Annotated in this window: 21 protein-coding genes and 1 tRNA gene; 12 read left to right on the top strand and 10 right to left on the bottom strand. The window is 66.8% G+C overall.

Annotated elements, in window-relative coordinates:
• The first annotated feature begins 134 nt into the window (after nt 1–134).
• A complete protein-coding gene (locus DI041_RS11630) occupies nt 135–2945 on the top strand; it encodes a TonB-dependent receptor (RefSeq protein ID WP_046983564.1) in 2811 nt (936 codons plus the stop codon).
• A gap of 138 nt (nt 2946–3083) precedes the next feature.
• On the top strand, nt 3084–4505 hold the full coding sequence (locus tag DI041_RS11625) for a basic amino acid/polyamine antiporter (protein WP_046983563.1): 1422 nt from the start codon (nt 3084–3086) through the stop codon (nt 4503–4505).
• A gap of 114 nt (nt 4506–4619) precedes the next feature.
• Here the strand turns inward: DI041_RS11625 and DI041_RS11620 are convergent, their stop codons facing one another.
• The 9 genes from DI041_RS11620 to DI041_RS11580 form a co-directional block, all read right to left on the bottom strand.
• Nucleotides 4620–5579: an alpha/beta hydrolase gene (locus DI041_RS11620; protein WP_169050361.1), complete on the bottom strand. Its 960-nt coding sequence runs from the start codon at nt 5577–5579 to the stop codon at nt 4620–4622.
• Between the two features lie 89 nt (nt 5580–5668).
• Nucleotides 5669–5745, bottom strand: a tRNA-Asn gene (locus tag DI041_RS11615).
• Between the two features lie 22 nt (nt 5746–5767).
• A complete protein-coding gene (rlmH, locus tag DI041_RS11610; RefSeq protein WP_012511763.1) occupies nt 5768–6238 on the bottom strand; it encodes a 23S rRNA (pseudouridine(1915)-N(3))-methyltransferase RlmH in 471 nt (156 codons plus the stop codon).
• A gap of 64 nt (nt 6239–6302) precedes the next feature.
• Complete coding sequence (rsfS, locus tag DI041_RS11605) at nt 6303–6716, bottom strand: ribosome silencing factor (protein ID WP_012511764.1); 414 nt, start codon at nt 6714–6716, stop codon at nt 6303–6305.
• Between the two features lie 58 nt (nt 6717–6774).
• Entirely contained in the window at nt 6775–7440 is a 666-nt protein-coding gene (nadD, locus tag DI041_RS11600; RefSeq protein WP_046983561.1) for a nicotinate-nucleotide adenylyltransferase, read from the bottom strand.
• Between the two features lie 3 nt (nt 7441–7443).
• Nucleotides 7444–8481, bottom strand: coding sequence for a DNA polymerase III subunit delta (gene holA / locus DI041_RS11595; RefSeq protein WP_046983560.1), 1038 nt, complete (start codon nt 8479–8481; stop codon nt 7444–7446).
• A gap of 9 nt (nt 8482–8490) precedes the next feature.
• A complete protein-coding gene (locus tag DI041_RS11590; protein WP_046983559.1) occupies nt 8491–9075 on the bottom strand; it encodes an LPS-assembly lipoprotein LptE in 585 nt (194 codons plus the stop codon).
• Nucleotides 9076–9211: 136 nt separating this feature from the next.
• Entirely contained in the window at nt 9212–11854 is a 2643-nt protein-coding gene (leuS, locus tag DI041_RS11585) for a leucine--tRNA ligase (RefSeq protein WP_136639644.1), read from the bottom strand.
• A gap of 105 nt (nt 11855–11959) precedes the next feature.
• Entirely contained in the window at nt 11960–12562 is a 603-nt protein-coding gene (locus DI041_RS11580) for a DUF998 domain-containing protein (RefSeq protein ID WP_136639643.1), read from the bottom strand.
• Between the two features lie 124 nt (nt 12563–12686).
• Here DI041_RS11580 and trxA point away from each other — a divergent pair, with 124 nt between their 5' ends.
• From trxA to DI041_RS11555, 5 genes are all read left to right on the top strand, one after another.
• A complete protein-coding gene (gene trxA, locus DI041_RS11575) occupies nt 12687–13544 on the top strand; it encodes a thioredoxin (protein WP_046983556.1) in 858 nt (285 codons plus the stop codon).
• A gap of 107 nt (nt 13545–13651) precedes the next feature.
• Nucleotides 13652–15352 carry a FecR family protein gene (locus DI041_RS11570; protein WP_136639642.1) on the top strand — a complete coding sequence of 567 codons (1701 nt, stop codon included), beginning with the start codon at nt 13652–13654 and terminating at the stop codon, nt 15350–15352.
• Nucleotides 15349–16974, top strand: coding sequence for a CHASE2 domain-containing protein (locus tag DI041_RS11565; RefSeq protein WP_136639641.1), 1626 nt, complete (start codon nt 15349–15351; stop codon nt 16972–16974). Before DI041_RS11570 ends, DI041_RS11565 begins: the two co-directional genes overlap by 4 nt.
• A 73-nt stretch (nt 16975–17047) precedes the next feature.
• Complete coding sequence (locus DI041_RS11560; protein ID WP_046983553.1) at nt 17048–17500, top strand: DUF4442 domain-containing protein; 453 nt, start codon at nt 17048–17050, stop codon at nt 17498–17500.
• Between the two features lie 47 nt (nt 17501–17547).
• Complete coding sequence (locus DI041_RS11555; RefSeq protein WP_046983552.1) at nt 17548–18264, top strand: hypothetical protein; 717 nt, start codon at nt 17548–17550, stop codon at nt 18262–18264.
• 8 nt (nt 18265–18272) lie between these two features.
• Here the strand turns inward: DI041_RS11555 and DI041_RS11550 are convergent, their stop codons facing one another.
• Nucleotides 18273–19586: a hypothetical protein gene (locus DI041_RS11550; RefSeq protein ID WP_136639640.1), complete on the bottom strand. Its 1314-nt coding sequence runs from the start codon at nt 19584–19586 to the stop codon at nt 18273–18275.
• A gap of 76 nt (nt 19587–19662) precedes the next feature.
• Between DI041_RS11550 and DI041_RS11545 the strand changes: the two genes are divergently transcribed.
• The 5 genes from DI041_RS11545 (at nt 19663) to gloA2 (ending at nt 24652) form a co-directional block, all read left to right on the top strand.
• Nucleotides 19663–20346 carry a DUF502 domain-containing protein gene (locus DI041_RS11545; protein ID WP_046983550.1) on the top strand — a complete coding sequence of 228 codons (684 nt, stop codon included), beginning with the start codon at nt 19663–19665 and terminating at the stop codon, nt 20344–20346.
• Entirely contained in the window at nt 20343–21128 is a 786-nt protein-coding gene (locus tag DI041_RS11540) for a queuosine precursor transporter (RefSeq protein WP_046983549.1), read from the top strand. The genes DI041_RS11545 and DI041_RS11540 overlap by 4 nt, the downstream gene beginning before the upstream one ends.
• A gap of 95 nt (nt 21129–21223) precedes the next feature.
• Complete coding sequence (locus DI041_RS11535; RefSeq protein WP_136639639.1) at nt 21224–23164, top strand: DUF885 domain-containing protein; 1941 nt, start codon at nt 21224–21226, stop codon at nt 23162–23164.
• A gap of 16 nt (nt 23165–23180) precedes the next feature.
• Nucleotides 23181–24251: a serine hydrolase domain-containing protein gene (locus DI041_RS11530; protein ID WP_046983547.1), complete on the top strand. Its 1071-nt coding sequence runs from the start codon at nt 23181–23183 to the stop codon at nt 24249–24251.
• Nucleotides 24248–24652 (top strand): SMU1112c/YaeR family gloxylase I-like metalloprotein, encoded by a 405-nt coding sequence (gloA2, locus tag DI041_RS11525; protein ID WP_136639638.1) that lies wholly within the window; start codon nt 24248–24250, stop codon nt 24650–24652. Before DI041_RS11530 ends, gloA2 begins: the two co-directional genes overlap by 4 nt.
• Nucleotides 24653–24861: the final 209 nt, after the last annotated feature.

The raw sequence follows: 24861 nt of genomic DNA, 5'->3' as shown, positions 1-24861 counted from the left end.
CGGAACAGGATCAACTGTTATCAATTAAGCAAAAATTCACGACTTCGTCACCTGTCGGAAACCTAGATTGGTCCGTCCCGGAACCTTCCGGAGACAGCCCTCAACGCTAAGGTTTTCCAGTTAGGAGAGAAGCTGTGAAACACCCGATCCAACGGCCCGCCAGCCGCCGCCGCTGCACCCTGGCATCGTCCATCACCCATATCCTTACCGGCGGCACCCTGCTGCTGGTTGGCGCCGTGGCTTCCACCTCCGCCTTCGCGCAGGAAAAGGCCACCAACCTGGACCGGATCACGGTCACCGGTTCGAACATTCCGCGTACCAACACTGAAACACCGTCCCCTGTGCAGGTGGTGACCCGCCAGGAAATCGACCGTACCGGCAAGACCACCCTTGCCGAGTATCTGCAGACCATCACCGCAGACGGCGCGGGTTCCATTCCCAAGACCTTCGGCAACGGATTCGCAGGTGGTGGCGCCGGCATCTCGCTGCGCGGCCTGGGTGCGGGTTCCACGCTCGTCCTGTTGAACGGACGCCGAATGGCCACCTACGGCCTGGCCGACGATGGTCAGAAAGTGTTCACCGATCTGAGCACCATTCCGCTCGATGCCGTTGAACGCGTGGAAGTTCTGAAGGACGGCGCCTCGGCGATCTATGGCTCCGACGCCATCGCCGGCGTGGTCAACATCATCCTGCGCAGTGACTTCCAAGGCGCCATCCTGCGTGCGTCCTATGGCCTGTCCGGCGACAGCGATGGAGATTCCAAGAAGGCGACCCTGACTGCTGGCACCGGTGACTTGGCCAGCGATGGCTGGAACGCGTTCTTCAGCCTGGACGTCGGCAAGACCGATGCGATCAAGATCAGCGATCGAAAGAACCGCAAGTGGATCGGCACCGGCGACACACGTCCGTGGGGCTACGACGCAGCCGATTCGCAGTTCCTGGGCGGCGCGTATCTGTCCAAGGGCACGGCAGGCGGCGTCGGCCCCAATGGTTCGGTCTTCGACGACCGCAATGTAACCAAGGACAATCCTGCCTTCCTGGTTGCGCTGCCGGGCTGTGCGAACCTCACCACCATTCCGGGCCAGACGGATGCAAGCGCGCAGGCGCAAGGCTGCCTGTGGGATCCGGCGCAGCAGTATCGCGACCTGACTCCCGAAGAGAAGTACATCAACGTGTTCGGCCGTGCCAGCTTCGCTTTCGGCGAAGGCGGCGAGATCTACACGGAGATCGGCTACTCGAAGAAGGAAACGATCTTCAGCAACACCCCGTCAGGCGCTGCGGGTACCTGGGGCTATCCGGGCGGCGTCGTCACCGCGAACAGTGGCTCCAAAGCCACCGTGCTCGGCCCGAACCATCCTGACAACCCGATTCCCGGCCAGGCCTCGAGGCTGCGCTATTCGGCTTGGGATGTCGGTCCGCGCGTGACCAACAACACCAACGAGTTCAACCGTTTCCTGGTGGGTGTCAAGGGCAACTGGGGTGACTGGAGCTACGACACCGCCTACCTGCATTCGGCGACCGACCTGGTCAACAAGCGCACTGGTTTCCTGCGCTACAGCGCCGTGCAGTGCGCACTGGGCAATCCGAACTGCGCAGGTGGCGTGTGGCGCATCGGCGACAATGCCAATCTGAATTCGCAGGCGTTGTACGACTACATCTCACCAACCATCAGCGCCCGTGCGAAATCCGGCCTGGACATGTTCGACTTCACCGTGTCGCGCAGCCTGATGGACCTGAAGGGTGGTCCACTGGGCCTGGCAATCGGCACAGAATGGCGCAAGACCAGCAACAGCCTGACCCCGCAGACCTACACCGACACGGGTGACATCATCGGCCTGGGTTACTCGGCCTACGATGGCACCCAGAACGTGTATGCCGGTTACGTCGAACTGTCCGCACCTGTGCTGGAACAGCTGGAACTGTCCGGTGCCCTGCGATACGACAAGTACGAAAGCGGTGAAGGCAAGGCCACGCCGAAGCTCGGCGTGAAGTGGACTCCTGCCGATTGGATCGCACTGCGTGCCAGCTATGCTGAAGGCTTCCGCGCACCGAACCCTGCCGAAAACGGTGACGGTGGCCTGGCTGCTTTCTCGAACGCATCCGACCCGGTTCGTTGCGCCATCGACTCCGACGAATGTACCGCCCGCACGGTGGCGATCATCACCCGCCCGAACAAGGATCTGAAGCCGGAGGAATCCAAGAGTTACTCGGTGGGCATCGTGCTGCAGCCGACGTCCTCGACCTCGTTGACCGTCGATGCCTGGCAGATCAAGCGCACCAACGAAATCGCCCAGGGCAGCACGACGGCAGCGATCCGGGCCGGCAACGTGGTGCGTGACATCAACAACATCGGCGGCGTTGCCAACAGCGGCAATATCCTCGCAGTCAACACGGCCTACGTGAATGCCAACTCTTCACGTGTTCGCGGCATCGATACCGACATCCGCCAGACCTTCGACATCGGCCCGGGCCAGCTGGAGATGGATCTGCAGTGGAGCCACATCCTGAAGTTCGAGCGAACCGAAGGCACTGAGACCGTCGACTATGCCGGCACCCACGGCAACTGCGACGTCACCAACTGCATCGGCACGCCGAAGGACAAGATCAACTTCGGCACCACCTGGCGGCAGGGACCGTGGAGCGTCAGCGGCGTTGCCAACTACATCGGCAAGATGGACAACACCGATAAGCGCGGCGGCACGTATCAGGCGTTCTATGCAGACGGCACGCCGGTGACGAAGATCTCCTCCTTCACTACGTTCGACCTGTCGGGGCGCTGGAACATCACCGACGCCTTCGAACTCAACGCCTCCGTGGCCAACGTATTCGACCGCATTGCTCCTCTCGATCCGACCACATATGGCGGTGTGAATTACAACCCGATGCACTTCTCTGGTGCGCTGGGCCGTTACTTCACCGTCGGTGCCAAGTACACCTTCAAGTAATACAGACACCATCCGTCAACACAGCAAATTCGAAGGCCCGGGCATCTGCCCGGGCCTTCGTCGTTCTGCCCCTTGCAGGCATGTTCACAAGCACATGGCTACCGTGTGCACGCGGCATCATCGCCGCAGGGGATCTCCATGACCGCGACATCGCAGCGCCTGGGCCTGCCCGCGTTGACTGCACTGGTGGTCGGCTCGATGGTCGGCGCAGGCATCTTTTCATTGCCGCAGAACGTGGCGCGCAGCGCCGGCCCGGCCGCCGCGCTGATCGGCTGGGCCCTGAGCGGCGCGGGCATGCTGATGCTGGCCTTCGTGTTCCAAGCGCTGGCCAACCGCCGGCCTGATCTCGATACCGGCATCTACGCCTACGCGCGCGAGGGCTTCGGCAATTACATCGGCTTCTCTGCTGCGTGGGGTTACTGGGTCGCCTCGGTACTGGGCAACGCCAGCTTCTTCGTGCTGATCTTCAGTGGTCTCGGCCACTTCATGCCGGTCTTCGGCGAGGGCAACACGCCCGCCGCCGTGGCGGCCTCGTCGCTGTTGCTATGGACCGTACACCTGCTGGTGTTGCGCGGCCTGCGCACCGCAGCCATCGTCAACGGCCTGGTGACCGTCGCCAAGCTGCTGCCGATCGCGCTGTTCCTGATCCTGGCCGCTGGCGCGTTCCGCATGGACGTGTTCCGCGCCGATTTCCTCGGCACGCCTGCACTGGGCGATCTCGGCCAGCAGCTGCGCGGCATGATGCTGGTCACCGTGTGGGTATTCATAGGCATCGAAGGTGCCAGCATCTACTCACGTCGTGCCGCCCGCCGCGCCGATGTCGGCCGCGCTACGGTGATCGGCTTCGTGGGTGTGTGGCTGCTGCTGGTGCTGGTCAGCCTGCTGTCGATGGGCGTGCTGTCACAGGCCGAACTGGCAGGCCTGCCCAATCCGTCGATGGCCTATGTGCTGCGCGCCATCGTCGGCGAATGGGGCGCGACGGTGATCATCGTCGGCTCGATTATTTCCGTGCTGGGTGCGCTGCTGGCCTGGGTGCTGCTGTGCGCCGAAGTGCTCTATGCCGCCGCGGGTGACGGCACCATGCCCGCCTTCCTTGGCCGTGAGAACGCGCGTGGCGTGCCGGCCAATGCACTGTGGTTGAGCAACGGGCTGATCCAGTTGTTCCTGCTGTTGGTGCTGGTCAATTCCGGCAGCTACACCGGACTGGTGCTGCTGGCCGCATCGATGAGCCTGGTGCCCTACTTCCTGTCCACCGCGTTCGGTGTGCAGCTGGCCTGGCGCGGTCACGCCTACGCAGGTGAACCGGGTGTGCGCTGGCGCGATTTCGCGGTTGCGCTGCTGGCCAGCGCGTATGCACTGTGGCTGGTGTATGCAGGCGGCCTGGACAACCTGCTGCTGTCGGTGCTGCTATACGTACCGGGCGTAGTGTTGTTCGCGCTGACCCGGCGCCAACGCGGCGAACAGGTATTCACGCGTTGGGAGTGGGTGCTGTTCGGTGCGATCCTGATCGTAGCGATCGCCACGCTGGTGGCGTTCTGGCGAGGAGCACTGACACTGTAAAGCCGAGCATGGCTAGGCTGCACCTGGGTAGAGTCGAGCTTGCTCGACTGGTTTTCCGCAGCAGTCGAGCAAGCTCGACGCTACGAAGCAGAGCGGCCGAACATGGGTTTGACTCTACAAGACCCTGGGCAGCATCCCGATATCGCGCATCCAGCGTTCGGCCAGATGCGGCCACTCCGCCACCGGCGCGTCCTTCACACGCAGGCCGAAGGCATGGCCGCCACGCGCGAACAGATGCATTTCCACCGGCACGCCCGCGCCGACCAGCGCACGGTAATAGGTCAGTGATTCGCGCACGTCATCGGTCGGGTCATCGGTGGCCTGCACGATAAAGGTCGGCGGCACCGCATCATCCACCGTAATGTCGCCGGCCAGCGACAGCCCGTGCTTCGCACCGGTCCACAGATGCCCGGAGTACATCACCATGGCGAAATCCGGGCGGCTCGGCTGCGCATCTACGGCATCGATCGCAACGTAGCTGCGCGCGCCATGCGTGCTCAGTCCAGCCACCACGTGGCCACCAGCGGAAAAGCCGATGACCCCCACCCGCTTCGGATCGATCTTCCAGCGTCCGGCCTGCGCACGCAGCAGGCCCATCGCACGCTGTGCATCCTGCAGCGCCATCGGCACCGCTGGAATGTCTCGGCAGTTGCAGTCACTATCCCAGTTCGGCCCCGATGCCGGCACACGGTATTTCAGCAGCGCGCAGGTGATGCCCTGGCCGGTCAACCAGTCGCAGATCTCGCTGCCTTCCAGATCCATCGCCAACACGCGGTAGCCTCCGCCGGGCACCACCATCACCGCCGTTCCGTTGCCACCACCCTTGGCGGGAAACACGGTCAGCGTCGGCACGGCCACGTTCTGCAGCATCGCCCAGCGTTCGCCGCTGGCCTTCGAGATGGTATCCCTGATCTCTTCGGGCCCTTTCAGTTTCGGTGGCGCCGTTACCTTGCCCGCTGGCCACAGCGGCATCTCGGTGCTGCCCGGTGGTGGCTGCCAGGTTGGCGTTACCGCCATCGCCGCGCAGGGCGACAGTACAAGCAGCACTGCAATGGCAATGACAGACGCACGCATATCCGACTTCCCTATGGATGAAGAAGGATTGTAGGGCCGGACAATCGACGCAAAAAAAACCTGCATCTCGCGATGCAGGTTTCTCAAGGTGGCGCCCGAAGTTGGACTCGAACCAACGACCCCCTGATTAACAGTCAAGTGCTCTAACCGGCTGAGCTATTCGGGCAGACGACTAGTATAACCACTCTTCACGCGCGATGGTAGGGGTGATTTGCCAACATCGCCGCAGCGCGATACAGCTGTTCGGCCACCACCAGACGCACCAGCATGTGCGGCAGCGTCAGCGGGCCGATCGACCACTTCTCATCAGCCAGCGCCGAGACTTCCGGCGAATGTCCTTCCGGCCCACCGATCAGGAACGCGAGATCCCTACCCTGCCCGCGCCAATGTTCCAGGCGCTGTGCAAGCTGCTCGGAACTGAGCTGGCGACCCGGTACATCCAGCGCCACCACGTAGGCATTCTTCGGCAGCGCAGCGATCACCCGCTTGCCTTCATCTTCGGTGGCGCGGCGCGGGTCACGGCCCTTGCCACGCAGGCCCGGCTCGATTTCCACCAGCTCGAAGGGCAGCCAGTGCGAAAGACGCTTCTGGTACTCGGCGAAGCCCTGCGCGACCCAGCTGGGTGCGCGCTCGCCGGTAGCAATCAGTCGGGCTTTCATCAACGGTCCTCCAAAACGTCGACGGCGCCATCGGCGCCGTCGAAGGGATGCATCAACGTGTGGCTCAGGCCACTTCGTCGTCGTCGCGGGACGGCGGCTGGTCGCCGACGGTCCACAAGCGCTCGAGTGCATAGAACTCACGCACGCGCGGCAGCATCACGTGGACGATCACGTCGCCCAGGTCCACCAGCACCCACTCGGCCTCGCGCTCGCCTTCCACGCCCAACGGCATGACATCGATCTTCTTGGCAAAACGCACGACTTCATCGGCAATCGACTTGACGTGGCGGGTCGACGTACCCGACACGACCACCATGTAGTCGGCGACGCTGGAGCGGCCACGCACGTCGATCTCGACCGGGTCCTTGGCCTTCAGGTCTTCAGTGGCTTGGCGGACGCTGGCCAGCAGTTCCGGCACGGACGGCGGCGGGCTGGGCAGATCGACCTTGATGGTCTGGGGCTGGGTCTGGTTGCTCAAAGTGGATCGACTCGATAAACGTAGGGGCGATTATACGGGGATGCTGCTGCCGCGCCATTCACGGCGTGGCCGGGCGGTACAGGCCGTGTGCAGCGACGTAGTCGGCCACGGCCGGCGGCAGCAGCGCCCGCCAGGGGCCGGAGGCGGCAATCTGGGCACGCACAGCACTGGCCGATTCTGCGCGCAGGGGATGGTGCAGGCGCAGGATACGGCCGGCCGGGCTGGAAAACAGAGCCTGCTCGCTGTCGGCCCAGCGCCCCTCCAGTGCCCGGCCCAGCTCGCCGTCCACCGAGGCCTGCAACGGGCTGCCGGGGCGCTCTGCCACCACGAAATGGGCCAACCCGAACAGGTCTTGCCACTCGTGCCAGCTGGGCAGGCCAAGCAGGCTGTCGGCCCCCACCAGCCAGGCCAGCGGCCGGCTCGGGCCAAGCTCCCCGCGCAGGTCGCGCAGGGTATCAACGGTATAGGACGGGCGACCGGGAAAGCGTTCAGCTCGATCCAGTTCGCGGCGGTCCAGCAGCAGGCCCGGCTCGTCGCCGATGGCCAGCGACAACATGGTGCAGCGCTGTTCGGCGCTGGCACCGGGCAGCGCACGGTGCGGGGGGTCGGCCGCGGGCATCATGCGCACCGCCACCTGCAGTTCGTCACGCGCTGCGCGCGCGATCGCCAGGTGGCCGAGGTGCACCGGATCAAAGGTGCCCCCGTAATAGATCCGCAGGCTCATTGCTCAGGCCCGCGCCAGCAGGCGCACGGCACGCGCTTCAGCCACGGCCACCAGCAGGCGCTCCAGCGCCAGCCAGGCATCGCCGTCGGCGCGTCCCTTGGCGATGCGGTCGACCAGCCCGGCCTCCGCCACGAAGCGTTCCCAGCGCTTGCCTTCCGGGTGCCGCTGCAGCGCGCGCTTGTACGGCGCCTGCCGCGATTCCCAGATACCACGGGACTTCATTTCGGCGGCCAGATTGCCGCCACGCGCCTGCACCCGTGCCAGGCCGGCACCGGCCAGCAGTTCGCGGATCACGATCGGCATCAGTGCCGCCACGGCCTCGCCTTCACCACGCAGGCCCGCCAGCATGCGCAGCACCGCCGGCGCCTGGCCGGAGAAGGTGGCCTCCACCAGCCGGAACACGTCGTAGCGGGCCGCATCGGCCACCAGCGACTCCATCCGTTCTACATCCAGCGGCTGGCCATCGGCCAGCAGCGCCAGTTTGTCGATCTCCTGCGCGGCAGCCAGCAGATTGCCTTCCACCCGTTCGGCCAGCCGCTGCACCGCGGCCGGATCGGCGCGCAGACCCTTGCCACGCAGGCGGCGCTCGATCCAGTCCGGCAGTTCATGCGGCTTGATCGCCCAGGCGACCGACAGCACGCCGATACGGTTGACCGCCTCGGCCCACTTGCCCTGGTGGGCCTTGCTCCATTCGTTGGCGGTGATCATCAGCACCACGTCCGGCGCCGGGTTGGCACAGAACTGGCTGATCACCTCGGCCCCGTCCTTGCCCGGCTTGCCGCTGGGCAGGCGCACCTCGACCAGGCGGCGGGCGCTGAACAGGCTGGGCGCGTTGAATGTTGCGTCGAGCTGGTTCCAGTCGAAATCACGGCCGTCCGCGTCGAACACCTCGCGCTCGCCGATGCCAGCGGCGCGCGCGCGCGCGCGGATGGCATCCGCCGCCTCCAGCACGCGCAGGGTTTCCGGCCCGGCAATCAGATAGACCGGCGCCAGCGCGGTATCAGCGCCCTGGCTGGCCAGCTGCTCCGGACGCAGTTCCATCGTCGCGGCTCAGTGCTTCACTGCAGGTGCCGGCCCGGCCGGCACCGCATCTTCGACCGGCGCGGTCTTCGGTGCCGACAAGCTGCCACCCTTCTCGATCTCGGCGCGGACCACGCTGTCGATGCGGCGGATGATCGAGGCCGACATCTCGCGGCGCAGCTCATTGGCCAGGATTTCGCGTTCGGTGGTGGTACCGGTGGCGTCGGTCGGCGGCGACACGTAGTCGCGCGACAGTTCGATCACCTGCTGCGGCACCAGCTCGCTGCCGTCCTCGCGGCGGAAGATGAAAATCACTGCGTAGCGCAGGCTGTATTCCTGTGCACGGCCCTGCGAATCGATGGCGATCGGCAGATCACCCCAGCGCTCGGACAGCACCTGCAGCTGGGCACTGGGCTCCTTGCTGTCCTCATCGGCCAACCTGGCGCCGGACGCCAGCAGGCTGCGGTTGAGCAGCTTGACCAGTTCGCTGTACGGCGCGGTGGAGACCACCTTCACCGGTGCCGTGTCGGTCGGCAGCATCAGCTTGCTGCGCAGATGGAAACCGCAGCCGGCAAGGCCGAGGACAAGAACGAGGGCAAGCAGGATTCGGGTCATGGAGACAGTCTGGCGGAGCCGGGCGATCACGGCAACACACAGCCTGCCCGAAGCCGCGTGAATGCAGGGCCATCAAGTGCCTGGCCCTGTACCGGAAAGAGCACCGGCCACCCGTGGGCGGCCGGTGCGGGAAGCATCAGGCAGCGACGATGTTCACGATCTTGCCGGGGACGATGATGATCTTGCGCACCGTCAGGCCTTCCATGAACTTGGCGGTGTTCGGCTCGGCCAGGGCCAGTGCCTCCACCTGCTCGCGCGCGGCATCGGCGGCCACCTCGATCGTGCCACGCAGCTTGCCGTTGACCTGCACGGCCAGGGTCAGCGCATCGCGCACCAGCGCGGCAGCGTCGGCCTGCGGGAACGGCTGGTCTTCCAACAGCGTCTCGCCGTGGCCCAGCACCTGCCACAGTGCGTGGCTGGCGTGCGGGGTGATCGGATTGAGCAGCAGCACGATGGCCTGCAGCGCTTCCTGGCGTACCGCTCGGCCCTGGTCGCTGCCATCGTCGAACTTGGCCAGCGCGTTCATCAGCTCCATCACTGCAGCGATGGCGGTGTTGAAGCTGTGGCGGCGGCCGTAGTCGTCGCCGACCTTGCCGATGGTTTCGTGGGTCTTGCGGCGCAGCGCCTTCTGGCTGGCGTCCAGCACGGCCGCGTCCAGCGCCGGTACGGCACCGTCGGCAGCGTGCTTCTGTACCTGCGCCCACAAGCGACGCAGGAAGCGGGCCATGCCGTCCACGCCCGCTTCGTTCCACTCCAGCGACTGTTCCGGCGGCGCGGCGAACATCGAGAACAGGCGCACCGTATCGGCGCCGTACTTGCCGACCATCGCCTGCGGGTCCACGCCGTTGTTCTTCGACTTGGACATCTTCTCGGTGCCACCGACCACCACCGGCTGGCCATCGGCGATCAGGGTGGCGCCGGTGATGCGGCCGCGCTCGTCACGCTGCACGTCCACGTCGGCCGGGTTGATCCAGTCCTTGGAACCGTCCGCGTTCGGGCGGTAATAGGTTTCGGCGATCACCATGCCCTGGCACAGCAGGTTGCGTGCCGGTTCATTGCTGTCCACCATCCGCGCGTCGCGCAGCAGCTTGTGGTAGAAGCGGAAGTACATCAGGTGCAGGATCGCGTGCTCGATGCCGCCGATGTACTGGTCAACCGGCAGCCAGTAGTTGCCGCGCTTGTCCACCGCATCACGCGCACCGGGCGAGGTGTAACGGGCGTAGTACCAGCTCGACTCCATGAAGGTGTCGAAGGTGTCGGTTTCGCGCTCGGCCGCGCCGCCGCATTCCGGGCAGGTGGTCTTGCGCCATTCCGGATCGGTCTTGATCGGCGAGCCGGTACCGGCGAAGGCCACGTCTTCCGGCAGCACCACCGGCAGCTGTTCTTCCGGCACCGGCACCGCGCCGCACTTGGCGCAGTAGATCACCGGAATCGGGCAGCCCCAGTAACGCTGGCGGCTCACGCCCCAGTCGCGCAGGCGGTAGTTGACGCGGCGCTGGCCCTGCGCCTTGCGCTCGAAACGCTCGGCCAGGGCTTCGAAGGCCCCCTGGAAGTCCAGGCCATCGAACTCGGCCGAGTTCACCAGCTCGAAGGCACGGTTCTTGTCGCTGTACCAGTCCTGCCAGCGGGTGGCGTCCCAGTTGCGCTCTTCTTCGCTGCGCGGATCCTTCAGCGCGATGACCTGCACGATCGGCAGGCCGTACTTGTTGGCCACTTCGTTGTCACGCTGGTCATGGCCGGGAACGGCCATCACCGCACCGGTGCCGTAGCCCATCAGCACGAAGTTGGCGACCCATACCGGCACCTGCTCGCCAGTGACCGGATGGATGGCGCGCAGGCCGGTGTCCATGCCGCGCTTTTCCTGGGTTTCCAGCTCGGCCTCGGACACGCCGCCCTGCTTCAGGTCGGCCAGCAGTGCCGCCAGATCGGGGTTGTTCTTCGCCGCGTGCAGTGCCAGCGGATGCTCGGCGGCGATCGACACGAAGGTCACGCCCATCACGGTGTCCGGACGGGTGGTGAACACGCGCAGCGGGTCCAGCACGCCACCGTCGACATCACGCACGTCGAACTGGATTTCCAGGCCCTCGGAACGGCCAATCCAGTTGCGCTGCATGGTCTTGACCGATTCAGGCCAGCCGTCCAGCTCGTCCAGGCCGTCCAGCAGCTCCTGGGCGTAGTCGGTGATGCGCAGGAACCACTGCGGGATCTCGCGCTTCTCGACCAGCGCACCGGAGCGCCAGCCGCGGCCATCAATGACCTGCTCGTTGGCCAGCACGGTCTGGTCGACCGGGTCCCAGTTCACCACCGCGTTGCGGCGGTAGGCCAGGCCCTTGCGCATCAGGCGGGTGAACATGCGCTGCTCGTGGACGTAGTAATCCGGGCGGCAGGTGGCGAATTCGCGCGACCAGTCGATGGCGTAGCCCAGCGACTTCAGCTGGGTGCGCATGTGATCGATGTTCTTGTAGGTCCACGCCGCCGGCGCGGTCTTGTTCTTGATTGCAGCGTTTTCCGCCGGCAGGCCGAATGCGTCCCAGCCCATTGGCTGCAGCACGTTGTGGCCGGTCATGCGCTTGTAGCGGCTGATCACGTCGCCGATCGTGTAGTTGCGCACATGACCCATGTGCAGCGCGCCGGACGGGTACGGAAGCATCGACAGGCAGTAGTACTTCGGCTTGTCCGAGGCTTCATCGACCTCGAAGGCACGGGTGGCATCCCAGTACTGCTGGGCGGCGGATTCAACCTGCTGCGGATCGTAAACGTTGGGTTCGACGCTGGTCATGTAACACGCGGTTGCGGCGGCAAAGCGGTACAGCGTACCGCAGTGCGGCAAATGGCTCCAATCCTGCTCGCCCGACGCAGGCGCCGCCAGCGCCCGGAACCTGTCTCAGCGTGGCCGCGACAGCGGCAGGGCCAGCGCCAGCCAGACCGCCCAGCAGGCAAAAGCGACCCGCTGCGCCAGCGGTGCCGGCAGTACGCCCTGCAGGGCGAAAGCCGCCAACGCCGCCAGTACGCCGCAGGCAACCGCCGCCCCGCCCAGCGCGCGGCCGCGCGCCTGGCGCAGCTGGGAGATGCCCAGCAACAGGGTGCCGGCGACGAAGCCCAGCACCCAGACCATCCAGGCACTGGCGTGCAGCTGGCTGGCCGGCCCGTGCAGATCGTCCACGTCCAGCGGCAGCAGGCCCATCGCGGCGAACGCCAGCCCGGCCAGCAGCAGCATCTGGCTGCCGACCCGCGGCGCCCAGCTGGCCGTGGCCGGCAGGCGCCGGCGCAGGCACTCGGCAACCACCACCGCCAGCAGGCCCGGCAGCACGAAGCCCAGCAGATTGAAGGCCAGCGCGTGCGGCACGCCCTGCGCACCCAGCAGCGCCACAGGGTGGCGCGCCTGCGCGTAGCCGTCCAGGCCGGCGCCGAAACCCAGCACCGCCACTACGAACAACAGCGCGGCAGCCAGACCGGACAGGCGCAGCAACGGTGACAGGGGCGACATGCGGGCTCCGGAAACGACGTCTATGGGAAGGCTGCATTGTCAGGTATTTGCCGCAACCCGGGTTGAGACCGGCATCGATCGTCACCATAGAATCGGTCTCCAGACGCCAAGCGATGCCTCCCCCATGACCGAGACGACCTACGTATTTGACGCCACCACTGCGACTTTCGAGGCCGAAGTCCTGCAGAAGTCGCTGCAGACCCCGGTTCTGGTGGACTTCTGGGCGACCTGGTGCGGGCCCTGCAAGACCCTGGGCCCGATGCTGGAAAAGCTGGCCGCTGAATACAACGGCGCCTTCGAGCTGGCCAAGGTCGATGTCGACGCCGAACAGCAGATCGCCGCCGCTTTCCAGATCCGTTCGGTGCCCACCGTGTTCCTGGTCAAGGGCGGCCAACTGGTGGACGGCTTCCCCGGCGCCATTCCCGAAGGCCAGCTGCGTGAGTTCCTGGCCCAGCACGGTGTGGTGCCGGCCGATGCTGGTGACACCCTCACCGAGGACGACGCGCCGCTGGACCCGCAGGCACAGGTGGACGTGCTGCGTGCGCAGATCGCCGCCGAGCCGGACAAGGATGAGCTGAAGCTGGACCTGGCCCTGGCCCTGCTGCAGATCGGCGGCGTGGACGAAGCCGGCACGCTGATCGATGGCCTGCCGGCCAACCTGGCCACCGATGATCGCGCCGTGCGCGGCCGCGCCCGCCTGGCATTTGCCGCTGCGTTGAAGGACGCCCCGGCCGCCGAGGTGCTGGAAGCGCGAATTGCCGCCGACGGCAAGGACCTCAAGGCCCGCCACCTGCGCGGCGTGCAGCTGCTGCTTGGCGGCCACGACGAAGCCGCGCTGGAACAGTTCCTGGAAATGCTGCGGATCGACCGTGGTTTCGAGGAAGGGCTGCCGCGCAAAGCGCTGATCGACGCCTTCAATGTGATCTCCGACGAGGACCTGGTCGGGCAGTACCGCCGCCGGATGGCGTCCCTGCTGTTCTGAACGGGAGCCCGCTTCGTTCAGAATCCCTGCACTGAACGCGGGCAATAATGCGCGGGATGGCGGCCGTACGGTCGCCACGATCCGTTCGGGGGGATGAGGTCGGGGCCATGGGGTCTTGCAGCTGCGCCCCCGCATTGCCGGGATTGCCAACTGTGACCTTCGTCCGCTCGCTGTCGTTTGCCATGCGCTTCAAGGGTGCGCTGCTCTGCGCCCTCCTCCTGCTGCCGACCGTGGCTGCGGCCCAGGACTGGAACTACCGGGTCCGCCCCGGCGATACCCTGTGGGACCTTGGTGGCGTTTACCTCAAGCCCTCGGTGCGCTGGCAGCAGCTGCAGCAGCACAACCGCATCGACAACCCCTACCAGTTGCCGCCCGGCCAGCTGCTGCGTTTCCCGATCAGCTGGCTGCGCATCGAACCGGCGCCGGCCCGGGTGCTGTCGGTACGCGGCAAGGTCGAACTGTCCGGCGCCGATGGCAGGGCTACCCGCGCCATTCTGGCCGGCGAGCAGTTGCACATCGGTGACACCATCGAGACCGAAGGCGATTCCAGCGTCACTCTCGAATTTGCCGATGCCTCGCGCCTGCAGTTGCGCGAATATTCCCGTTTGCGCCTGGACCAGCTCAGCCGCTACGGCCACACCGGTATGGTCGACACCCGCCTGCGCCTGCAGCAGGGCCGCGCCAGCAACCGCGTGACGCCAGCCCGCGGTCCTGCGTCGCGTTACATCATCGACGCACCCACCGCGACCAGCAGCGTTCGCGGCACCGTGTTCCGGGTCAGTGCCGGCGACACCCAGCATGTTGCCGCCACTGAAGTCCTGCAGGGCAAGGTACAGGTCGGCAACAGCCATGGCCGGCAGCTGGTCAAGCCTGGCCACGCCAGCCGCAGCAGCAGCGCCGATAGCGCGCCCGGTGCGGTCTCCGCCCTGCTGCCTGCGCCGCAGCTGCGCAACGATGAACTGCGCCTGGCGCCGCTGCCGACCCGACTGGCCTGGGAGCCGGTCGACGGCGCCGCGCAGTACCGCGTTGAAGTGGTACAGGCGGCGACACCGGAGATCCTGCTGTTCGCCGCCACCACCACCGACACCCGCCTGTCGATCGGCGACCTGCCACCGGGCCAGCTGCGCATCCTGCTGCGCGCCGTCGATGCCCAGGGCGTGGAAGGCCTCGATGCCAGTGCCGATTTCGAACTCAGCGACCAGCCGCCACCGCCGTTGACGGTCGCACCGCTGCACGGCCAGACGATCAACAGTGACCGCCCGCGTTTCCGCTGGAGCCAGGCCCCCGGCGCGCACAGCAGCGTGCTGCAGATCGCCGCCGAACCGACCTTCCAGCAGCCGTTGCAGGAACAGACCACTCAGAACACCGACCTGCGCCTGGCACAGCCCCTGCCGCCGGGCCAGTACTTCTGGCGGGTGGCCTCGCGCGATGGCAACGAACACCAGGGCCGCTACGGCCAGGCACTGCCGCTGCAACTGAGCAATGAACCGGTCGATCCCGCCCTGCAACCACCCGAAGCCGCGCATGGCGCGCTGACCCTGCGCTGGCAGGCCGGCAGCGAGGGCCAGCGCTACCGGGTGCAGGTGGATCGCCATGGCGACTTCAAGGCGCCGCTCGTCGACGAAACCGTGACCGAGCCGCAGGTCAGCTTCAAGCGGCCGTGGAGCGGCACCCTGCACGTGCGCGTGCAGTACATCGATGACGACGGCCACGCTGGCGAGTATTCCCCTGCCCAGCAGATCAAGCTGCCCTGCCGCCTGTGCTACGGCGCCGGTGGTGGCGCCCTGCTGCTGTGGTTGTTGTTGTGAGGCGGTCGCCGCTTCCATGGTCGAAGCGGATCGTGCTGGCGCTGCTGGCAGGAATACTGACGATCGTGGCCAGCCATGGCCAATGGTTGTGGCGACAGGACGAAGCCGCCTACGACGCCATGGTCGGCAATTGGGATTACCGTCCCGATCCCAGCGTACTGATCGTGGCCATCGACGAGGGCAGCCTGCAGCGCATCGGCCAGTGGCCATGGCCGCGCTCGATCCATGCGCGGTTGCTGGATCGCCTGACCGATGCCGGTGCCGAGCGCGTGGCGCTGGACCTGATGCTGTCCGAACCTGATCGCCGTGACAGCCGCCAGGATGAACAGTTGGCGGCGGCCATCCGGCGCAACGGCAGGGTCGTGCTGCCAGTCCTGGCGGCGCCCGCAGCGGGTGATCGCATGGCCGAGGAAATGCTGCCGATTCCACGGATCGCAGCCAGCGCGGCGGCGATCGGCCATACCGACGTCGAAGTGGATGGCGATGGCGTTGCCCGCGGCGTGTACCTGCACGCAGGCATCGGCCGCGCGCACTGGCCTGCACTCGGGCTGGCGCTGGCCGATCTGCCGCCGGGCGCGGTACGCGGACTGCCCGATCCCGATCCTGGCGTGAACTCGCCCTATCAATGGCGGCGCGACGACTACGTGCGGGTGCGCTACGCCGGCCCACCCGAACGCCTGCCCCAGGTTTCCTACGCCGACGTGCTCGATGGCCACGTGGACATGGCCATGCTGCGCGGCCGTCGCATCGTGGTGGGCATGACCGCCAGCGGCGTCGCACCGCGGCTGCTGACCCCGACTACCCGCGAATTCTGGATGAGTGGCAGCGAGTACCAGGCCAACATCGCTTCGATGCTGCTTCAGCACAAGCAGATCGACCTGCTGCCCCGCCTCTGGCAGCACGCCATCAGCGGCGTGCTGGTGGCACTGTGCGTGATCCTGCTCGGCTTGCGCCTGCCATGGCTGGCTGCGCTGTGCTCGCTGCCGCTGGCGCCGCTGCTGAGCTGGCTGCTGCTGCGCGCCAGCGACCTGTGGTGGGCCCCGGCCAGCGCCATGCTGGGCATCACCCTGGTGCTGCTGGCCTGGGCGACCTGGCGGATTTCGGCCTGGCACCGCCAGGCCAACCGCGACGCGCTGACCGGCCTCGGCAACCGCCTGCGCTTCGAGCAGTCGCTGCAGCAGGAATGCGATGCGGCGCGGCGCAGTGGCAAGCCGCTCAGCTTGGCGCTGATCGACGTCGACCATTTCAAGCGTCACAACGACCGCCACGGCCATCAGGTCGGCGACCGCGTGCTGCGCGATGTCGCGCGCCTGATCGGTGCGCATGCACGGCGCCCGCGCGACATGGCCGCACGCTATGGTGGCGACGAATTCGCGCTGGTGCTGCCGGATACGCCGGCCGAAGGCGCGCGCCTGGTGATCGAAGACCTGATCGCCTGCGTGCGGGCGTTGCCGGCGCCCGGTGAAGGCAGCGACGCCGGCGTCACCCTCACCATCGGCGTGTTCACCCGCGTGCCGGACGGCGAGCTGCAACCGCACGACTTCGTCGAAGGTGCCGACACCGCCCTGTACCAGGCCAAGGCCAACGGGCGCGACGGTTACGTGATCGACGGCGAGGCCTGAACACCGGCCCAGGTGCAACATACGCATGCGAATGGCTAGACTGTAGGCCTCGCCCTGCGCCCCCCGGACCCGCATGAACGCCCGCCTGTTCCGCTTCGGCATCAACCTCTGGCCACCGTTCCTGTTCACCGGCATCCACGTCACCCGGGTCTCGCCGGACTACCGGCAGATCGACGTCGAACTGCGCATGCGGCCCTGGAACCGCAACTACGTCGGCACGCATTTCGGCGGCAGCCTGTTTGCGATGACCGATCCGTTCTGGATGCTTGGCCTGCTGCACATCCTCGGCCGCGACTACTACGTGTGGGACCGTGCCGGTGCGATCGATTTCCTCAAGCCCGGCCGCGGCACCGTACGTACGTCGTTCCGCATCGATGACGCACTGCTGGACGAACTGCGCGCCGAAGCGGCCAGCGGCGACAAGGTGCTGCGCTGGTTCAGCAACGACGTGGTCGATGAAAGCGGCGAAGTGGTCGCACAGGTACGCAAGCAGGTCTACCTGCGGTTGAAACCACACGCACGCTGATCGGCGGCATTGGCGCTATTCTCTGCCTCCCCGCCATGGAGGCTCCAATGCGCCCGTTCGCCCTTGCTGCACTGCTGACCCCGCTGTCCTTCGCCGCCCACGCACTGGATGTGCCACCGGTGCAGTACCCGACGCTGCCGGCGCAGGCGGCCGATGCGGCCGGCTTCGTGCCCAAGGGCTGGACGCTGGAAACCCGACTGGAAGGTGACCTCGACCACGATGGTCGCGCCGACCTGGTGCTGGTGCTGCGCCAGCAGGACCCGCGCAACGTCATCGAGCACGATGGCTTCGGTCCTTCTCCGTATGACAGCAATCCGCGCATCCTCGCCATCGCCTGGTCGCGCCCGTCCGGCTACGTGCTCGCGGCGCAGGACCACAAGCTGATTCCGCGCCCGGAAAGTCCCGTGCTCAGCGATCCGCTCGAAGATGGCGGCGTCAGCATCCAGCGCGGCACGCTGAGGGTGGCGTTGTTTTCGTTCGCCAGCGCAGGCAGCTGGTCGATGGGCACGACCGCGTTCACCTTCCGCTGGCAGAACGGCGCCTTCGCCCTGATCGGCTATGACCGCGATTCGGTGATGCGCAACTCCGGGCAGACCGAGTCGTTGAGCGTCAACTTTTCCACCGGCAAGGTGAAACAGGTTGAAGGCAGCATCGAGACCGATACCGACAGCGTGCGCTGGCAACCGCTGCGCAGCAGTCGGCGCTGGACGCTTGAAACGGTCGGTGATGGCTGGGGATTCGATCCGTTGGTCGGGGCCGGTTGAACCTGCCCTCAATCGCGTGCGGCGGTTGAAGGCGCACCTGCGGCCAGTGGTACCGACAGCCAGGCGCTTTCATCGTTGCTGCGCGGCGGCGAGCGGCGTGGCACCTGCAGGCGGCTGCCATCGGCCGACAGGCGCGGGGTGCGTACCGGCGAGCGGAACTGCGCGGGCAACCGCTGCAGTGCATCGACCGGATCACCGGCCTGCTGGCGCAGCCAGCGTTGTGCACCCAGCAGGCGCAGCATCGCCGCAGCGTCCTGGGTCCGGGACGAATACGCGGGATAGATCGGCGCCGCAATGTCGGTCAATACGCAACCCATGACGTTGGACAGGCAACCGAAATCCCGCTGCGGCGGTGCCTGCACCGGCAACGGTCGATCTGCTTCCAGCGCCGCCATGGCGGTGGCACCACAGGCCCAGCCGAGATTGCCGGCCACGCGTGCCAGGGTGCTGCTGCGGTCCAGCACCAGTACGCCGCCGAATTCGCTCGCCGAGGTTTCAATCGCTGCCCGGCTCATTGCGTACTCCCCCTGTGTCGCGCGGCACAGACTTTGTTCGTCAGCCAGCATCGGCTGCATCGCCTGCTCGCACTCGACCGGCAAGGGATGGTCGGCGGGCAGTTCCACCAGCATGTCGGCCAGCAGCTGGGCGTTGGCCTGGACCAGGCTGGCACCGACGATGCTTTCGACCAGGTAGCTGCCCCCGGGCACCAGCCGACGGCCCAGCTGCAGGCCACGGCAACTGCCGCGCAACGCACCCTCGACGTCGCCCTGCACATAGGCCAGCGCGCGGGCGCTGGTGGCGTCCACCACCAGGCCATAGGTCGGCAACGGGACGAGAATGCCCTCGCCCTTCGGCTGGAATGGGGACACGAAGTGGTCCGCTTCAGCCAGTTGGTCCAGGCGCGTGTGCAACTGCTGGTGCCCGGCGTGGGCGTCCACGAAGCGTTGCGGGTCGGCGCGCACCTGGGCCAGGCAGTTGCTGGCAGTCGGCCCGCAACTGGCACCTGGCCGTGAGTGCAGCTCGGCGTGGCTGGCCGCCAGGTGGGTCTGGCCAATACTGCCGCCCCGCGGGTCGGCCGCCCAGCGCCGCGCGTCCTCGGCCAGCGCCTGCTCACGCTGGCGGGCATCCAGCCCGTCAAACGGAAGCGTCCACAACAGCGCATAGCCATTGCGCCCGGTCGCCGGCAGGCGCGCCTCCAGTCGCTGCTGCGCCAGCACCCTCGATTCGGGCACGGGCCACATGCGCGAGGCGCACCACACCACGATCGCCAGCACCAACAGGCCGCCCAGGGTCCAGCCCAGTCCGCGCAGGATCTTCAACACAGCTTCCCTTCCATGTGCCGTTGCCGCAGTCGATCACCCAGCGTAATCGACCGGCAGTGACCGCTACAATGCGCGCATGTCGCTCGAAGCCCCCGCCCTGGTCCCCCGCCCCTCCCTGCAGCGCCTGTTTCTCACCGGCCTGCTGACCCTGCTGCCGATCTGGCTGACCTGGGTCGTGGTCAAATTCGTGTTCGTGCTGCTGTCGGGCATTTCCAGTCCGCTGGTGGTGCCATTGTCCGAGCAGATCGCGACAAACTTCCCGCATTATCTCGGTTGGGTCCGTGCCGAGTGGATCCAGGACATCATCGCCCTGCTGGCCACCCTGCTGGTGATCCTGGCGGTGGGCGTGGCCAGCCGCCGCGTGCTCGGCCAGCGCCTGCTGCGCTGGGTCGGCGCGGTCATCAAGCGCATTCCACTGGCCAGCATCATCTACGACAGCGCCAAGAAGCTGCTGGACATGCTGCAGACCGAGCCGGGCAGCACCCAGCGCGTGGTGCTGATCGACTTCCCGCACCGCGACATGAAGTCGGTCGGCCTGGTGACCCGGGTCATCAAGGAACACGGCACCGATCGTGAGCTGGCCGCGGTATACGTGCCGACCACGCCGAACCCGACCTCGGGCTATCTGGAGATCGTGCCGGTCGAGCTGCTGACCCCGACCGACTGGACCGTGGACCAGGCGATGAGCTTCATCATCTCCGGCGGCGCGGTTGCCCCGCCCACCGTGCCGTTCACCCGCGCCGGCGATCGCGCCGAATGACCGCGGCGCCATTCGAGCGCCCGCTGCAGGACCGTGCGGTCCTGTTGTTCATCGTGCTGGCCGCGTTCTTCTGCGGCAACGCGGTGCTGGCCGAGCTGATCGGGGTGAAGATCTTCGCCCTCGAAGACACGCTCGGCATCGATCCGCTGAACTGGAACCTGTTCGGCCAGACCGGCTCGCTCAGCTTCACCGCCGGGACCCTGTTGTGGCCGGTGGTGTTCATCATGACCGACACCATCAACGAGTTCTTCGGCAAGCGCGGCGTGCGCTTCATCTCGTGGCTGGCGGTGGTGCTGATCGGCTACGGTTTCCTGTTCGCCTTCGCAGCGATCTCGCTGGCACCGGCCAGCTGGTGGGTAACGTCGATGAACGGCTACGGCGTGCCCGACTACCAGGCCGCGTTCGCTGCGGTGTTCGGCCAGGGCATGTGGACCATCGCCGGTTCGCTGGTGGCCTTCCTGCTCGGCCAGCTGATCGACGTGGCGGTGTTCCACCGCATCCGCCAGGCTACCGGTGAGCGCCACGTGTGGCTGCGTGCGACCGGCTCGACCGCGATCTCGCAGGTGGTGGACAGCTTCGTGGTGATCTGGATCGCCTTCGTGCTGGGCCCGCAACACTGGCCGACCTCGCTGTTCCTGGCAGTCGCCAGCGTCAACTACGTGTACAAGATGGGCTTTGCGATTGCCCTGATTCCGTTGCTGTACCTGATGCGGCGGGCTATCACCCGCTATCTGGGCGCCGATCGCGCCGCCGCACTGCGTGCCGCCGCCGCGGCTGACTGAAGTCCCAGCGCCGGCAAGCTGACTGCGCCTTCACGCTGGCCGTACGCGGTCGGATCGTGCAAGCTCCACGGTCTGTGTTCCACGGAAGCTTCTTGATGCCGCATCCCACCCGCGCCCTGGCCGCCGCCATCGCCGCGTTGTTCCTGTTCAGTGCCGTTCCGTCGGCCGAAGCAGCGAAGAAGAAGGCCAGCCGCCCTGCCGCCGCGCAGACCCGCCAGGCCGCCAAGCCCAAGGCCAGGCCCGCCCGCGCCACCGCGCCGGCCCGTGGCAGTTCGGCGCGCCGCGCTGCGCCACGTCCCGTCGCACCGGCCCGCGCCGTGCCCAAGCAGGTGCAGCTGGAGCGCCTGTACGACGAGTACTGGGATGCCTCGATGCGGTTGAATCCGCTGCAGGCCACCTTCCAGGGCGAGACCCGCTACAACGACCAGCTGCCCAACATCCTGTCCCCCACCTGGCGCCAGCAGTCGCACGACTTCACTACCGAATGGCTGGGCAAGGTCGAGAAACTCGGCAATGACGGCCTGCAGGGCCAGGACCTGCTCAGCTACGAGATCTTCGTGCGCGATGCGCGCGCCTCGCTGGCCGCCGAGCGTTACCCGAGCTGGATGATGCCGATCAGCCAGTACTACAACGTCGGCAGCATCATGGCGATCCTCGGTTCCGGTGCCGGCGCGCAGCCGTTCAATACCGCGCAGGACTACGACACCTGGTCGCGCCGCTCGCTGGGCATTCCCGAGCTGTTCGACCAGGCCATCGACAACATGCGGCAGGGCGTGAAGGCCGGCGTGGTGCAGCCGCGCGACCTGATGGAGAAGGTTATTCCGCAGTTGGATGCAGTGATCAAGCCAACCGCTGAGGAGAGCATCTTCTGGTCGCCGATCCGCACCATGCCGAACACCATCGCAGCCGAGGACAAGGCGCGTATCAGTGCTGAGTACAAGCGCATGATCGAACTGCGCATCATGCCGGCCTACCGTGCCCTGCGCGGCTTCATCGCCACCGAGTACCTGCCGGCCACCCGCGCCAGCAGCGGCTTGGGCGCATTGCCCGATGGCCAGGCCTGGTATGCCAACCTGATCGTGCAGACCACCGCCAGCGACCAGACCGCCGCGCAGCTGCACGCGCTGGGCGAGCAGCGCGTGCAGGAGCTGCAGGCTCAGATCGCCACGGTGATGAAGGACGCCAAGCTGCGCGGTACGCCGTCCAAGCTGCTGCGCAGCATGCGCAACGACCGCCAGTTCCAGTACGGCGACGCCAATGCGTTGATCAACCGCTATCGCCAGGTGCAGCAGCAGGTCAACGCGCGCCTGCCACAGGTGCTGGACACCCTGCCCAAGTCCACACTGGAAATACGCGCGGTGGAGCCCGAGCGTGCACTCACCTCCGCTGCGGCGGCCTACCAGCCGTCGCCGGCCGGGCAACCAGGCCTGCTGTACGTCAACACCCGAGACCTGCCCAGCCGCAAGCGTTGGAGCGTGCCGGTGCAGTACCTGCATGAAGCCATTCCCGGCCACCACGTGCAGCTGGGCCTGCAGCAGGAACTTGCCAAGCTGCCGCGCTTCCGCCGCCTGGGTGGCGACCTTGCCTTCGTCGAAGGCTGGGGCCTGTACGCGGAAACCCTGGGCGAGGATCTCGGCATCTACACCGACCCTTATGACCGCATCGGTTATCTGTACTCGCGCCTGCTGCGCGCCGCGCGCGTAGTGGCCGACACCGGTGTGAACGCGCAGGGCTGGAGCAAGCAACAGGCCGTGGCCTACCTGCAGAAGACCGTGGACATGAGCAGCGATGACGCCAACGCCGAAGTCGAGCGGATCATGGCCCAGCCCGGCCAGGCGCTGTCCAACGTGGCCGGCCTGACCACCATCGTGGCCCTGCGCGACAAGGCCAAGGCACGGCAGGGCGCAGCCTTCGACCTGCGACGTTTCCACGCCGAACTGCTGAAGGACGGCTCGATGCCATTGGACGTACTGAGCCGCAAGATGGAACGCTGGATGGCGCAGCCGGCCAGCACCACGCCCACGCCTTCGCCCTGACCCCTCTGGAGCCGTCATGCGCCCTGCCGTCGCCCTGTTCGCTGCCGTGCTGGGCCTGCTGCCTCTGGCGGGCGCCGCCGCACCGGTGCTGACCCCACCGGATACGGGCATCGACGGCCTGATGCAGGCCTACGACGGCCAGGTGCCCGGCGCCGCCGTGCTGGTGCTGCACGACGGCAAACCGGTGTTCCGCCGCGGCTATGGCCTGGCGGTGGTGGAAGACCGCACCGCAGTCACTCCGGCCAGCAACTTCCGGCTGGCCTCGGTCAGCAAGCAGTTCACCGCCGCGGCTGTGCTGCTGCTGGTGGAGGATGGCCGGCTTGGGCTCGACCAGCCGGCCCGACGTTGGCTGCCGGAGCTGCCCCCGGTGGCGGCGGACATCACGATCCGCCAACTGCTCTCGCACACCAGTGGCCTGCTCGATTACGAAGACCTGATGGACCCGGCCGGCACCCGCCAGGTGCACGATGCCGATGTGCTGGCCCTGCTGTCGCGCGCGGACCGCTTGAACTTCGCACCCGGCACGCAATACCGCTACAGCAACAGTGGCTACGCGCTGCTGGCGCTGATCGTCGGCCGCGCCTCCGGCCAGGATTTCGCGGGCTTCCTGCAACAGCGGATCTTCCGCCCGCTGGGCATGGCCCATACCGTGGCCCACCAGGACGGCGTCGATGTGGTGGCTCAGCGCGCCTATGGCTACAGCGAGCTGGACGGCCACTGGCAACGCACCGACCAGAGCACCACCAGCGCCGTGCTGGGTGATGGCGGCATCTATTCCTCGCTGGACGACCTCGCCCGCTGGGATGCCGCGCTGTATGACGACCGCCTGCTGTCGAAGGCCTCGCGCCGCGCGATGTTCAGCCCGGCCACGTCGACGCCCGAAGCCGACGTGCCGCACTACGGCTTCGGCTGGCGCCTGAACGGGCCGGTGCAATGGCACAGCGGCGAGAGCATCGGTTTCCGCAACGTGATCGTGCGCCATCCGGAAAAGCACCTGACCGTGATCGTGCTGAGCAACCGCAACGACCCCGAACCCTATCCGCTGGCGCAGAAGATTGCCCAGCGCTGGCTGGACACCCTGCAATGAGCGATGACGCCTGCGCCCTGCTGGGCATCCACCACGCCGCACTGATCTGCAGCGACTACGCGCGCTCGAAAGACTTCTACGTGCGCATCCTCGGCCTGCGCGTGCTGGCCGAGAACCACCGCAGCGCGCGCGACTCCTGGAAGCTGGACCTGGCACTGCCCGACGGCAGCCAGCTGGAACTGTTCTCCTTCCCTTCCCCGCCGCCCCGTCCCAGCCGCCCGGAAGCCCAGGGCCTGCGCCACCTCGCATTCCGCGTCGCCATGCTGGAACCCTTCATCCAGCGCCTGGCCGCGCATGGCATAGCCTGCGAACCGATCCGCGTGGACGAATACACCGGCCGCCGCTTCACCTTCTTCGCCGACCCCGACGACCTACCGCTGGAGTTGTACGAGATCGCTTGAGCGATTTTCAATCGCGGAGATTCATCCACGCATGGCGTGGATCTGCGTGTCGACCAAGGTCGACACCCACCAAGAGCAGGCAATGCCATTCCAACCGATCGCGGAACCTGTCGAAGGCGGGGTGGGTCCGGTTGCGGGGGTGTCCGCGGCATGGATGCCGCGGCCAAGCCCCCATGGATGGGTTTACGGCGTCCCCCGCAACCGGACCC

Origin of the sequence: Stenotrophomonas maltophilia (assembly GCF_004920835.1) — a bacterium.
Taxonomy (GTDB): domain Bacteria; phylum Pseudomonadota; class Gammaproteobacteria; order Xanthomonadales; family Xanthomonadaceae; genus Stenotrophomonas; species Stenotrophomonas maltophilia_AQ.
This window is presented reverse-complemented; position numbering and strand designations above follow the sequence as displayed.